13 protein-coding genes and 1 riboswitch are annotated in these 13,369 nt (G+C 32.5%); of the genes, 12 read left to right on the forward strand and 1 reads right to left on the reverse strand.

Features of this window, described 5'->3' with window-relative positions:
- The 6 genes from CD127_RS05850 to CD127_RS05875 form a co-directional block, all read left to right on the forward strand.
- Nucleotides 1-950: glycosyltransferase family 4 protein (locus CD127_RS05850; protein ID WP_103366074.1), on the forward strand; the 950-nt coding region annotated here is incomplete at its 5' end.
- Nucleotide 951: 1 nt separating this feature from the next.
- Entirely contained in the window at nt 952-1,509 is a 558-nt protein-coding gene (locus CD127_RS05855; RefSeq protein ID WP_103366075.1) for a sugar transferase, read from the forward strand.
- Nucleotides 1,509-2,378 (forward strand): NAD-dependent epimerase/dehydratase family protein, encoded by an 870-nt coding sequence (locus CD127_RS05860; RefSeq protein ID WP_103366076.1) that lies wholly within the window; start codon nt 1,509-1,511, stop codon nt 2,376-2,378. The genes CD127_RS05855 and CD127_RS05860 overlap by 1 nt, the downstream gene beginning before the upstream one ends.
- Before the next feature lie 65 nt (nt 2,379-2,443).
- Entirely contained in the window at nt 2,444-3,715 is a 1,272-nt protein-coding gene (locus CD127_RS05865) for a nucleotide sugar dehydrogenase (RefSeq protein ID WP_103366077.1), read from the forward strand.
- 47 nt (nt 3,716-3,762) lie between these two features.
- On the forward strand, nt 3,763-4,902 hold the full coding sequence (gene wecB / locus CD127_RS05870; RefSeq protein WP_103366078.1) for a non-hydrolyzing UDP-N-acetylglucosamine 2-epimerase: 1,140 nt from the start codon (nt 3,763-3,765) through the stop codon (nt 4,900-4,902).
- An 80-nt stretch (nt 4,903-4,982) separates the two neighbouring features.
- Nucleotides 4,983-5,930, forward strand: coding sequence for an LCP family protein (locus CD127_RS05875; RefSeq protein WP_103366079.1), 948 nt, complete (start codon nt 4,983-4,985; stop codon nt 5,928-5,930).
- A 108-nt stretch (nt 5,931-6,038) separates the two neighbouring features.
- Here the strand turns inward: CD127_RS05875 and CD127_RS05880 are convergent, their stop codons facing one another.
- On the reverse strand, nt 6,039-7,508 hold the full coding sequence (locus CD127_RS05880) for an alkaline phosphatase (protein ID WP_103366080.1): 1,470 nt from the start codon (nt 7,506-7,508) through the stop codon (nt 6,039-6,041).
- A gap of 215 nt (nt 7,509-7,723) precedes the next feature.
- Nucleotides 7,724-7,824, forward strand: a riboswitch (SAM riboswitch).
- 72 nt (nt 7,825-7,896) lie between these two features.
- Here CD127_RS05880 and CD127_RS12665 point away from each other — a divergent pair.
- The 6 genes from CD127_RS12665 (at nt 7,897) to CD127_RS05900 (ending at nt 13,280) form a co-directional block, all read left to right on the forward strand.
- The gene (locus tag CD127_RS12665; RefSeq protein WP_167409894.1) at nt 7,897-8,067 is read left to right on the forward strand and encodes a hypothetical protein; all 171 of its coding nucleotides are present in this window, start codon (nt 7,897-7,899) and stop codon (nt 8,065-8,067) included.
- Between the two features lie 144 nt (nt 8,068-8,211).
- Nucleotides 8,212-8,376: a hypothetical protein gene (locus CD127_RS12670; RefSeq protein ID WP_167409895.1), complete on the forward strand. Its 165-nt coding sequence runs from the start codon at nt 8,212-8,214 to the stop codon at nt 8,374-8,376.
- A 41-nt stretch (nt 8,377-8,417) separates the two neighbouring features.
- A complete protein-coding gene (locus CD127_RS05885; protein WP_103366081.1) occupies nt 8,418-9,083 on the forward strand; it encodes a response regulator transcription factor in 666 nt (221 codons plus the stop codon).
- Between the two features lie 5 nt (nt 9,084-9,088).
- Nucleotides 9,089-9,985: a sensor histidine kinase gene (locus CD127_RS05890; protein WP_103366082.1), complete on the forward strand. Its 897-nt coding sequence runs from the start codon at nt 9,089-9,091 to the stop codon at nt 9,983-9,985.
- 552 nt (nt 9,986-10,537) lie between these two features.
- Nucleotides 10,538-11,287, forward strand: a complete 750-nt coding sequence (locus CD127_RS05895; protein ID WP_103366083.1) for an ABC transporter ATP-binding protein — start codon at nt 10,538-10,540, stop codon at nt 11,285-11,287.
- A 1-nt stretch (nt 11,288) separates the two neighbouring features.
- Nucleotides 11,289-13,280: an FtsX-like permease family protein gene (locus CD127_RS05900; protein WP_103366084.1), complete on the forward strand. Its 1,992-nt coding sequence runs from the start codon at nt 11,289-11,291 to the stop codon at nt 13,278-13,280.
- Nucleotides 13,281-13,369 lie beyond the last annotated feature (89 nt).

Here is a 13,369-nt window from a genome sequence, read left to right on the forward strand (position 1 = left end):
CATTATTTATAATGTTTATCTTTAAAGCTCCTAAGATGATGAAATATGACGAAATATTAGTTTATTCTAACCCTCCTATTTTACCTTTGATTCCGGATGTGCTACATCGATTATTTAAAAAACAATATTCGTTCGTAGTTTACGATATAGCTCCTGATAACGCGTTAAAGACAGGGGCTACAAGACCCGGAAGTTTAATAGATCGATTAATGAAATATATTAATAAACATGTTTATAAAAATGCAAGAAATGTAATTGTTCTTGGTACAGAGATGAAAAATTATTTACTACAAAATAATATCTCGGGCAATCCAGGCAATATACATGTGATTCCTAATTGGTATACAGAAACAAATGATAATAAAATCCATAATAAGGAATTTCAAAAATTAAGAAATAACTATGACAAGATACTATTATATTCTGGTAATATGGGTCAACTTCAAGATATGGATACTATAATGGAGTTCCTTAGACTGAACCAACATAATAATAAAACATTAACAATATTATGCGGTCACGGAAAAAAATTCCAAGATGTTAAAAAAACCGTTGAAAATAATAACATAAAAAATGTTAAAATTTATGAATTTTTAACAGGAACGGATTATTCTGATGTTTTAAAAATTGCAGACGCTTGTTTCGCTTCTTTAGTTAAAGAAGGTGTTGGATTAGGTGTTCCAAGTAAAAATTATGGGTACTTAGCTAATAAAAAGCCGTTAATCTTAATCATGGATAAACAATCAGATATAGTTAAACACATTGAAGAATATAACGCAGGTATACAAGTTGATAATGGTAATGCGGAAGAAATACAAAAATTTGTAGATAACCATTCACGTGAAAAGTTAAATGAATTAGGACAAAATGCTTACAGATTATTTAAAGATGAGTATACAAGAGAACATAATACAAATAAATACTATAACTTATTGAATGGAGGTAATTAATATGAAAAGAGTTTTTGATATTTTTTGCGCAATATATGGCTTGATTGTAGTAGGACCTTTTCTTCTAATTGTCGCATTATTAATAAGATTAGAATCACCAGGTCCGGCTATTTTCAAACAAAAGAGACCAACATTAAATAACAAACTCTTCAATATTTATAAGTTTAGATCAATGAAAATTGATACCCCAAATGTAGCGACAGATTTAATGGATCCTGCCGATTTTATAACTAAAACTGGTAAGTTTATTAGAAAGACATCAATAGATGAATTACCTCAATTAGTAAATGTATTAAAAGGGGATATGTCAATTGTTGGTCCGAGACCAGCACTTTACAATCAATATGAGTTGATCGAGAAAAGAACAAAAGAAAATATTCATACTATAAGACCTGGTGTAACAGGGTTAGCTCAAGTAATGGGTAGAGATAATAATACAGACGATCAAAAAGTAATGTATGATAAATATTATTTAGAACATCAATCATTTATTCTTGATATGTATATCATCTATAAAACAGTTATTAATACGATTTCTTCAGAAGGTGTTTCTCACTAATGAATAAATCTATTTTAATCACTGGAACGAGTGGATATATTGGTAGTCATTTAGCAACTGCTTTAGAGCATTCCGACAATAGCATTAAAAGGCTTAGCGTTAGAAATTCACTATGGAAAAACCAATCTTTTAAAGATTATGATGTGATTATTCATACAGCTGCATTAGTTCATAATAATAATCCTGATGCTATATTAGAAGATTATTTTCGGGTTAATATGCAATTACCATATGATTTAGCTATTAAAGCTAAAGAGGATGGAGTATCTCAGTTTATATTTATGAGTACAATGGCAGTTTTTGGAGAAGACGGTGAAATAGGTAGTGTAAAAGAAATAAATGATCCGTTTGATATTAATCCAGTCACTGATTATGGTATTTCAAAATCGAAAGCTGAAAACAAATTATTATCTTTATCTTCAGATAGTTTTAAAGTGGTAATAGTTAGGCCTCCAATGATATATGGGGCAAATTCTCCAGGCAATTTTTCTAGGTTAAAAAAAGTCGCAGAAATTTTACCTATAATACCAAATATTAACAATAAGAGAAGTGCATTATACATCAATCATTTAGTTGATTTTATCAAAGCTATTATTGAGAAAAATGTAGCAGGTACATATCATCCGAAAGATCAATTTGATTTTAATACTACAAAAGTAATTAAAGAAATACGTAAAGTTAAAAATAAAAAAACAATTTTAGTTCCAATACCAAAATTTGTTTATCCTATTTTGAATAAGGTCAAATTAGTATCTAAGTTATATGGAAACTTAATATATGGCAATGATTTATATTTATACGAAAAAAGAATGCAAATCGAAGAACAAAATTTTGAAACTATAATTCGAGACATCATGAATGAAAATTAATCCTTTTTAATTACTTTAATGAAAGTAGCATATAAAAAATATTATTTATAATGGAGGGTATTATTTTGAAATTAACAGTAGTGGGATTAGGATATATAGGGTTACCAACATCTATTATGTTTGCTAAGCATGATGTAGATGTGCTTGGTGTTGATATTAACGAAAAGACAATTGAAAGTTTACAAAGTGGCAAAGTAAATATTGAGGAACCAGGCTTACAAGAAGTTTTTGAAGAAGTTTTAGAAAAAGGGAAATTAAAAGTTTCTACAAAGCCAGCTGAAGCTGACGCTTTTATTATCTCTGTACCAACTCCTAATAATGATGATGAATATGAATCTTGTGATATTTCTATCGTTTTAAGTGCGGTAAACAGTATTTTACCTTATCTGAAAAAAGGAGATACTATAATAGTTGAATCAACTATCGCGCCACGTACAATGGACGACCATGTTAAACCCGTTATTGAAAATGAAGGATTTACTATTGGTGAAGATATTTACTTAGTCCACTGTCCAGAACGTGTTTTACCAGGCAAGATTTTAGAAGAGTTAGTATATAATAACCGTATTATTGGCGGTGTGACGCCTAATTGTGTAGAAGCTGGTAAACGCGTTTATAGTACATTTGTTCAAGGGGAAATGATCGAAACTAATGCTCGTACTGCTGAAATGAGTAAGTTAATGGAAAACACTTACCGTGATTTAAACATTGCATTAGCAAATGAACTTACAAAAATAAGTAATAATTTAGATATTAACGTACTTGATGTTATTGAAATGGCTAATAAACATCCACGTGTAAATATTCATTTACCAGGTCCAGGTGTAGGTGGTCATTGTTTAGCAGTTGATCCTTACTTCATCATTGCTAAAGACCCTGAACATTCACCATTGATTCAAACTGGTAGAAAAATTAACCGTTCAATGCCTGAATATGTAGTAGAAAATGTAAAACACATTTTATCAGACGTTGATAAAGCTAAAGTGGCAGTATTTGGTTTAACTTATAAAGGCGATGTAGATGATATTAGAGAATCTCCAGCTTTTGATATTTATAAATTACTACAAGAAGAAAATTTAGAAGTAGTAGCTTACGATCCACACGTAGAGTTAGATTTTGTTGAAAAAGATATCACAAAAGCAACTACAGATGCATCATTAGTATTAATCTTAACTGATCATTCAGAATTTAAAAATTTAAGTGATGATGATTTTAAAAATATGAAAAATAAAGTAATTTTAGATACTAAAAATGTCGTTAAAACAAACTTTAATGAAGTTTCATACTTTAACTATGGTAACCTATATAAAACAAGAGATATCGAGTTAAAAAACTAAAATAGAGATTGCATTTATAATATTCAATTAATAAGGGGTATAAAAAAATGAAAAAAATAATGACTATTTTTGGTACTCGTCCTGAAGCGATTAAAATGGCGCCTTTAGTTAAAGAATTACAAAAGAATGAAAACCTAGAGCCAGTGGTAGTAATTACTGCACAACATAGAGAAATGTTAGATAGCGTCTTGAATATTTTTGATGTAAAACCTGATCATGATTTAAATATTATGAAAGCTAATCAAACATTAGCTGAACTCACGTCAAGAATTACAACTAAATTAGACGCTGTTATTAAAGAAGAAGAACCAGATATGGTGCTTGTTCACGGTGACACAACTTCTACATTTGTCGGCGGGTTAACTGCTTTTTATAACCAAACACCAATTGGACACGTAGAAGCGGGTTTAAGAACTTGGAATAAGTATTCTCCGTTTCCTGAAGAAATGAATAGAGTCATGGTAGGTAATATGGCAGACTTAAACTTTGCCCCAACTGATAAAGCAGCTGAAAATTTAAAAAATGAAAATAAGCCTGAAGAAAGCATAGTGGTTACAGGTAATACAGCTATTGATGCTATGAAAACTACTATCAAAAATGACTACCATTCAGATATTCTTGAAAAACACAAAGATAAAAAAATTATTTTATTAACAGCTCACAGAAGAGAAAATATTGGAGAACCGATGCACAATATTTTTAAAGCAGTGAAACAAATCGTTGAAGAATACGAAGATGTCGTAGTTATTTATCCAATGCATAAAAATCCAAAAGTTAGAGATATAGCAAGTCAATACTTAAAAGATAATTCAAGAATTGAACTTATTGAACCATTAGATGTTATTGACTTCCATAACTTTGCTAACGAATCGCATTTAATTCTTACTGATTCAGGTGGTGTTCAAGAAGAAGCTCCATCATTGGGAAAACCAGTGTTGGTATTAAGAGATACAACTGAACGTCCAGAAGGAGTAAGTGCTGGAACTTTAAAAGTAATAGGAACAACGTATGATTCTGTCTTAAATGAGACTAAAAAATTATTAGATAATAACGACGAGTACATTAAAATGAGTAAAGCTAGTAATCCATACGGAGATGGCGAAGCTTCAAAAAGGATTTGTGAAAATATAGAATACTACTTTGGTATAAGAGAAGCAAAACCTGAATCATTTAAATATAATAATTAATTATTCATCTTGCATCTCAATAGTTGAATTTAAATCAACTTTAGTTGAGATGCATTTTAAATATGATAGGAGAAGAGAGAATGAAAAAAAGAAAATCTAAAATTTTTAAAATTCTTTTAACGATTATCATCATTTTAATTGTATTAGCTGTTTTAGCAGGAATATATATTTTTACGAAAATACATTCATTAAGTGATAACATTACTAATCCTCTAGATAGAAATAAGTCAGAACTAAGAGATAAGCCAGCTAAAGAGGGTGATCCTATGACAGTAGTTTTATACGGTATTGATGATGATGCTCAAAGAGAAAAAGAAAATCTTGGACAACGTAGCGATTCCATTGTATTAATGTCTATTAATCCTAAAGATAAAAAAACAGTAATGGTAAGTGTACCAAGGGATACTCGAGCTGAAATAGTTGGTAAAAATACAACTGAAAAAATTAATCATGCTTATGCTTACGGTGGACCTAAAATGGCTGTTAATTCATTAGAAAAATTAATGGGAGTGCCAGTAGATCATTATATTTCAATCAATATGGATGGTGTTAAAACCGTAGTAGATGAAATAGGTGGAGTTTCTGTAGCAAGTAATGCAACATTTAATACCACGGATTCAAAAAAAGATTATAAGTTTGAACAAGGTAAAGAATATAAAATGGATGGAGAAGAAGCACTTGCATATATGAGAAGTCGTAAAGACGAAGGGGCTGGAGGAGACGAAGGCCGTCAATTACGTCAACAACAAGTCATTACTGCAGTTGCTAAAGAAGCATTCTCAATTAATTCTATTACTAAATTAAACGGTATCTTCAAAGCGGCTCAAGATAATTTGAAAACTGATTTAAGCTTCGTACAGTTAAATAGTTTCAAATCTGACTATGATAAAGCTCAAGATAATGTTGAACGTTTAACAATCGATGGTCAAAATAAAGTTGGTGACGATGGATTATATTACTTCTATCCTGACAAAAATAGTTTAAATAATGTTAAAAAGAAATTAAATGATAATTTAGAAATTAACTAAACATCAAAAAGTGCTTTATCCACTATCGGATAAAGCACTTTTTTTATATAAACCCAAAAAAACAGGCGCTCTCATTTAAGAGTGCGCCTGTTCCAATATTATATACTATTATTGATTTTGTTGGCTTGCTACGTCGTTTGCGAAGAAGTCGAAGATGTTTTTCGCGCTTTGTGTGTTTTCCATGTTGCCTGCAAATTTGTCTGCGCCAGGACCGTAAGCGTAAGTATTAACGTCTACGCCAGTGTGACCATTTGTAGTCCAACCAGTGTTAGAAGCATCGTTGATTGGTTTTTGGATTGCGTTTTGTAAGTTAGTTGTAGCTTCTGCTAATTTAGGGTCTTTTTCATCTTTTACTTCTTTTTTAACGTCTTGAACTTTTTTAGCATTTTCTTTAATTTGTTTCATATCGTCTTCAGAAACTTTAATGCCATAACCTTCGTTGATCACTTGTTCAGGGCCTTTTCCGTCAACAATTTGTTTTGTCATGTAGCTACCAGAATGTTTCATTGCGTGAATTGGTTCTGTATTCCATTCGTAGTCTTTACCTTTTGCGACTGATAATCCACCAGTTGAATGGTCAGCTGTAGCCACTACTAAAGTGTCTTTATGTGTATTTGCGTAGTCGATTGCGTTTTGGAAAGCTTTTTCGAAACCGCCCATTTCAGACATTACACCAGTGATGTCGTTAGGGTGAGCCGCTTTATCGATTGAAGCACCTTCAACCATTAAGAAGAAGCCTTTATCATTTTTTTCTAATTTAGATAATGCACTGTTTTCCATGTCTACTAATAATGGATTTTGTTGAGGTGCATCGATTTGTAATGGCATATCTTTTTCAGAGAATAAACCTAATACATGGTCGTTTTGAGAGTTAGCTAACTCGTCTTTATTTGTAACGTAGTCATAACCATCTTGTTGGAATTTTTTATTTAAGTCGCCGTTCTCTTTACCGAAGTATTTAGAACCGCCGCCTAATAATACGTCGACTTTGTGTTGACCATTGATTTTGTCATTATAGAATTGTTGTGCGATTTCGTCTTTTTTATCACGGCTATCAACGTGAGCTGCATATACAGCTGGTGTTGCGTCAGTTACTTCAGCAGTAGTAACGACACCTGTTGATTTACCGTCTTCTTTAGCTTGTTCTAATACAGATTTAACAGGTTTTTTATCAGTGTCTACTGAAATAGCACCGTTATATGTTTTGTGACCAGTTGCGAAAGCAGTACCACCTGCAGCTGAGTCAGTTACATTTTGTTTAGGATCGTTAGGGTAAGTACGGTTTGTACCTTTTAAATAAGCATCAAATGCAGTAGGTGTTAAAGTTTTAGCACCTTGTTGGTTTTTGTAATAACGGTAAGCAGTGTTAAATGAAGGTCCCATGCCATCTCCAACCATGAAGATAACGTTTTTAGGATTCTCAGTGTTACCAAATGCGATAGCGCCATTGTCCTGTTGTTGCTCTTCTGGACCTGCACCTGGACTAGATGCGAATGAAATTTGTGATGTTCCCAATAAAGAAGCAGCTAAGATTGAACCTGCAACAGTTGTTTTACCAAATTTGTTGATGAAACTCATTTTAAAAAAGCCCCCTAATATGTATATAGTAGTTGTTACACATTTATATTAAGAAACTTTATTTGATTTAAGATGATTATAAAGTTATTTTTAAGTAAAGGTATTGTAAACAATTATTAATTTGTAGAATTAATAATATTTTCTATTTGAATTAATTTCATAATCCTTTTCAGAAATTAGGAAGTGGGTTATAATGAATTTAAATAAAATAGTTCGTCTTATTAAGAGTGAGTGGAGGGACTTGGCCCTATGAAGCTCCAGCAACTGCGTTCATCGTGAGGTGCTAAATCCAACAGGAATTCCTGAGAGATGAGAAGATGTCTGGAAGCGCTTCTTATTGAAGGAGGGCTATTTTATTTACCCAATTTTTTGAAAAGGTGGTAAACATATGGAGACATTGCAAGAATTATTTAAACAATTAGACTACTGGGAGAACTACTCACCAAGAAGTTATAGTGGCGGTATGATGAAAGTAGGCATGCGAAACGAAGTTAAACGTAAAATCTTTGAAAGTATCACAGTAGAGGATATTAGAAAGTATATATTAAATAGGAAGTAATTGGTTCAAAACCTCATCATACTTACACTATGATGGGGTTTTTAATATGTCTCGCAGTGTATACGTATTCATTTTCAAGAAAAAGATGTAAAATAAAGGCTAAGAAATTCGAAAATATCATTTGAAAAATAGAGGTGAACACCTGTGATATTAATTATGTTATCTCCATTGCTAATTATTGGATTTATCGCGTTATCTATCAGAGAAGAAAGAAAGCGCAGTAAAAAAGAACAAGAGAAAAAAGCAGAAATGGAAAAAGAGAAAAACAAAATCTCAAATCCAGATTATGATGAGGAAGATAAAGAGTAATTTACTAAATCTAAGAAATTCAGTTATGAAAGGTGAGCAATATGAAAGTTCTGATTGTGGAAGATGACTTTGTAATCGCTGAGAGTTTAGAACATGAGCTATTTAAGTGGAATTACGAAGTGGTTGTAGCAAAACAATTTGATAATATTCTTGATTTATTTAATACCCATCAACCGCAACTCGTATTGTTAGATATTAATTTACCAACATTCAATGGTTATCATTGGTGCCAAGAAATTCGTAAGACATCAAATGTACCGATTATCTTCATTAGTTCACGAACGGATAATATGGATCAGATTATGGCGATTCAAATGGGTGGCGATGACTTCATTGAAAAGCCGTTTAACCTATCTTTAACCGTAGCGAAGATTCAAGCGTTGTTACGTCGTACGTATGATTTAGCAGTCTCCAATAATGAAATTATTGTACACGACTGTAAGCTAATTATTGATGAAGCGACACTTTACCATAATGATGAATCTGTGCAATTATCCTTCACAGAACTTCAAATTTTGCATATGCTGTTTCGCAATGAAGGCAAATATGTCAGCCGTACTGCTTTAATCGAAAAATGTTGGGAATCTGAAAATTTCATTGATGACAATACACTTGCCGTGAATATGACACGTTTGCGTAAGAAGTTACAATCCATTGGGGTGAAAGATTTAATAGAGACGAAGAAAAATGTCGGATATAAGGTGTAGTGGCTATGTTTAAAGCATTTATGAAATCGATATTAAATGAAATCATTATCGTGATTGCCGTCATATTATTGTTTTTATTAATCTTCTTTTTATTTAGCTTACCGTTGAGTGCATTTTTATTAGGTACGGCGATTATTTTATTTGTCATGATTATTTATTGGCTTATTCAATTAAGCGGCTTTAAAGAACAAGAAAATATGAAAGAAACCATCACCCAACTTGAAGAAGAATTGCAACAAGTTAAGAGTAATCAAACTGAATATCAAGCCAATGTAGAGAACTACTTTTTAACATGGGTCCATCAAATCAAGACGCCGATTACCGCTTCGAAGTTGTTACTTGAACGCAATGAAGATAATGTGGTCAACCGTGTACGCCAAGAGATTATTCAAATTGATAACTATACGAGTCTCGCGCTAAGTTATTTAAAATTAATGAATGAAGAGACGGACATGTCCTTTTCCAAAGTGAAGATTAATGAACTTGTGCGTCCGTTAATTATGAAATATTCAATTCAGTTTATTGATCAAAAAACTAAAATTCACTATGAACGTTGTGAAGATGAAGTGTTAACCGACGTTCAGTGGTGTAGCATTATGATTGAACAAATTTTAAATAATGCCTTGAAATATGCTCGAGGAAAAGACATTTGGATTGAGTTTAATAATGACACGAAAGTGCTATCAATTCGTGATAATGGCGTTGGAATTAGCCAAGCCGACCTGCCGAAAATATTCGATAAAGGTTATTCAGGTTATAATGGTCGCCTTAACGACCAATCAAGTGGTATTGGCCTATTCATCGTAAAACATATTTCACGACATCTTCATCATAAGGTCGATGTCGACTCAGAACTTGGAACAGGCACAACCTTCCATATCCACTTCCCACAATCAAACTAAACTTTCAAAATTGTAAGCTAGCCAACAACATTTGTAAGAAAATATCAATGTTGTTGGCTCTTTTTTGTTTTATCATAGAATTAACACGAAAATATACTAGTTCTAGTTTTATTTAATATAAAGAAAATAGTGAAAGACTAGATTGGATGGATTCATTATGAAATAGATAATGAAACATAGTTGAGAAGGCATCATGTTGAGTTAATACAAAGATTAAATGAGTAATTTTAGATATAGACAACGAATAGCATTTGTACTAAGGATAATAAATGTAAATATTTAGATCTTTAAGTAAGTAGTTCTAAGATAGATAACGAAACGTAGTTGCGAGACTCCTAGGGGAGCAGTGCTGTTAATGAACCTAAGTGCAATAGCACTTAGGTAAGTAGCTCTAAAGATGGATAATGAATGGCGTTGCGCGACTCTTGGCGGAAAAGAAAGAGCCTCAAGACTACAGGCTTGAGCCTTTCCCGCAAGAAAGCGTCACAACAGAATGAGTGATAGTTATCTATACATATTAAAAACCATTTCAAAGAAAGGAAGAATGAAGACATGCTATTAGATGTGAGAAATGTAAAGAAAACATTCGGCAGAGGCTTAAACACAACCACAGCCCTGAATGGCATTTCCCTAACCATAGACAATGGCGAATTCGTCGCAATCATGGGCGAATCTGGCTCAGGCAAATCCACACTCCTCAACCTCATCGCCACATTCGACAAAGCCACAGAAGGCACCATTACCATCAATAACCAAGACATTCGCAAATTACGCAACAAACAAATCGCACATTTCCGTCGTGATAACCTAGGCTTCGTCTTCCAAGACTTCAACGTTCTACCAACCATGACCAATAAAGACAATATACTCATGCCACTCGTCTTAGCAAATCGCTCACATAAAATCATGCAACAGCGTTTAGATCGACTCAGCACTGAACTAGGTATTGAGACATTACTAGATAAATATCCATATCAAATTTCTGGTGGGGAACAACAACGTATTGCTATTGGACGTGCGCTTATTAATGAACCGAATTTATTACTTGCAGATGAACCAACGGGTGCACTTGATTCAAAAACCTCGAAGAATATTATGGACCTTTTCAAAAAAATAAATCATCACCAACAAACCATCTTAATGGTGACGCATTCTGCAGTGGATGCATCTTATGCAAAGCGTGTGTTGTTTATTAAAGATGGGCGTTTGTATCATGAGATTTATCGTGGAGAGGAATCGCAACAAGATTTCCAGAAACGTATAGCGGATAGTTTAGCCATTCTGAATGAAAGAGGTGACTAAGATGCCATTTCGTATGCTTTGGACGATGATTGGCCAGAACTTCAAAACACAGCGACATGTGATGATACCGTTTATTCTAGCTTTGAGTATGATATTTGGCATTGAATTTATATTGCTATCTCTAAACATGAATGAGTACGTTCAAAAACGTAGTGAAACATTACCGGCATTTATAGGGATAGGTAATTTCTTCATGAGCGTCTTAGGTTTTATCTTTATTTTATATGCGAATCGCTTCATGATGAAGCGACGTCAACAGGAATTAGCGATGTATATGATATTAGGAATGGAGAAGAAACATTTCCAACTCATAATGTTGGTAGAAATGCTTTATCAATATATCGTTGTAGCGTTGCTTAGTATTTCAGGTGGTTATTTATTCGGTGCTTTAATCTTTATGTTGTTAAATAAATTGATGCATCAAACAGGCATGTCATTAATAGATTATCCATTTGATATGACGGCGATGCTGTTTACGTTATTAATGTTAGCAGTGCTGATGTTGTTCTTATTTATAATGAATAACATTAAGCTATTGTTTCAAAGTCCTATTAAATTAATTCAACAGCATCAAATAACAGAGAAGCGGTTACCTAAGCCTATCCTCTACATATTATTAGTCATTGGTGTTATCTCCATAGCAACCAGTTACAACATTGCATTAAGTGATGCTTTATTAACGGAATCCTTATTTCAACTATTTAATGTTGTCTTTCTAGTGATGTTAGGGACGTATTGTTTATTTATGTCTTTAGGCGTTTTATTACTTGAGTGGCTACAAAAAATTCCGAAACTGTACTATCATCCGAGATACTTTTTCATTATTTCTGGTTTAAGATCTCGCATCAATACGAATGCCATTGGGCTCGCCAGTATTTCTATACTATGTACATTTTTGATTGTAACTTTGGGCATGACGATTACAACGTATCGCGGTATAGACAAACGTATCGACAAATTGATGCCTGATCAATATAAGATTTCAGTTGAAGGTAATATGAAAACGGATAAGGACGTTCAACGTAAAGTACATAACCTAGAACATGATATTGAGAAGAATGCGAAGATAGATTTCTTTAAAGAGGTGCCAACCGCTTTAATTGCAACTGCATATCAACCTCCTAATACATTTAAGAGAGAAAAAGATAACTCAAAATCATTGCACCTTAATAGTCCTTATTTAATGATGATGACGCAAGAGGATTATAATAAAGTAGCTACACATAAAGTGAACTTAAAGAAAGATGAAGTAGGGCTTGCTAGTGATAGTCAGATATTTAGAAAATTTAAAACAATTCATTTAATGAATACTCAATTTAAAGCGAAACAAGTTGATAATCTAAGTTATAGTTATCAAATACCAGAAGGGCTAATGGTGATAACGCCTGATGCCAAACGTTACAATCAATTGGCACGTTATTATATCAACGGTCTTTATTCACCTAGTCGTGATATGAAAACTTATGAAACCACTTTTATTAATTTTAATATTATGACCAAAGATGCGTCTCACTTTAATAAGATGAAACATCATTTAGAAAAGAAATATAAAGTTATGATTCAAACTAGAGAAGAAATGGGTTCCTTATTATATCAATTTAATGGTGGATTGATATTTATTGGTGTAGTTGTGTCTATCGTCTTGCTACTTGGCACGTTCTTAATGATGTACTATAAAAATATTGCAGAAGGTTATGAAGATCGTCGTAATTATCAAATTATGGCGAAAGTAGGGATTGAGGACGAACGTATTAAATCGACCATTAATCATCAGATTATTTGGATTTTTACTTTACCAATTTTAGTAGCTATGATTCATGTCATTGTGGCGTTTAAATATATTTTCAATCTATTAGGTGTGCTAAGCATTACGAATATAGGCATTTTCGCGACAAGTTATATTGGCGTAATTATCACGGTCATTGCTATTTACGCCTTGATGTATTGGATTACATCTCGCATTTATTACTTAATTGTCCATCGTTATTTTTAATTTTTTTGAAAAGGAAATTTGTTTTACTTTTCAAAAATAAGAGTAACGTCATTGTCATCAGGGTATAGGACAAAAAAGGAGGCGTAATT

This window comes from Staphylococcus petrasii (genome assembly GCF_002902565.1).
GTDB classification, from domain to species: Bacteria; Bacillota; Bacilli; order Staphylococcales; family Staphylococcaceae; genus Staphylococcus; species Staphylococcus petrasii.

What these genes read in the sequence shown, in the direction of transcription:
- CD127_RS05855 (WP_103366075.1), top strand. Translation starts at nt 952, where the DNA reads ATGAAAAGAGTTTTTGATATTTTTTGCGCAATATATGGCTTGATTGTA.
- CD127_RS05860 (WP_103366076.1), top strand. Translation starts at nt 1,509, where the DNA reads ATGAATAAATCTATTTTAATCACTGGAACGAGTGGATATATTGGTAGT.
- wecB (WP_103366078.1), top strand. Translation starts at nt 3,763, where the DNA reads ATGAAAAAAATAATGACTATTTTTGGTACTCGTCCTGAAGCGATTAAA.
- CD127_RS05875 (WP_103366079.1), top strand. Translation starts at nt 4,983, where the DNA reads ATGAAAAAAAGAAAATCTAAAATTTTTAAAATTCTTTTAACGATTATC.
- CD127_RS05880 (WP_103366080.1), bottom strand. Translation starts at nt 7,508, where the DNA reads ATGAGTTTCATCAACAAATTTGGTAAAACAACTGTTGCAGGTTCAATC.
- CD127_RS12665 (WP_167409894.1), top strand. Translation starts at nt 7,897, where the DNA reads ATGGAGACATTGCAAGAATTATTTAAACAATTAGACTACTGGGAGAAC.
- CD127_RS05885 (WP_103366081.1), top strand. Translation starts at nt 8,418, where the DNA reads ATGAAAGTTCTGATTGTGGAAGATGACTTTGTAATCGCTGAGAGTTTA.
- CD127_RS05890 (WP_103366082.1), top strand. Translation starts at nt 9,089, where the DNA reads ATGTTTAAAGCATTTATGAAATCGATATTAAATGAAATCATTATCGTG.
- CD127_RS05895 (WP_103366083.1), top strand. Translation starts at nt 10,538, where the DNA reads ATGCTATTAGATGTGAGAAATGTAAAGAAAACATTCGGCAGAGGCTTA.
- CD127_RS05900 (WP_103366084.1), top strand. Translation starts at nt 11,289, where the DNA reads ATGCCATTTCGTATGCTTTGGACGATGATTGGCCAGAACTTCAAAACA.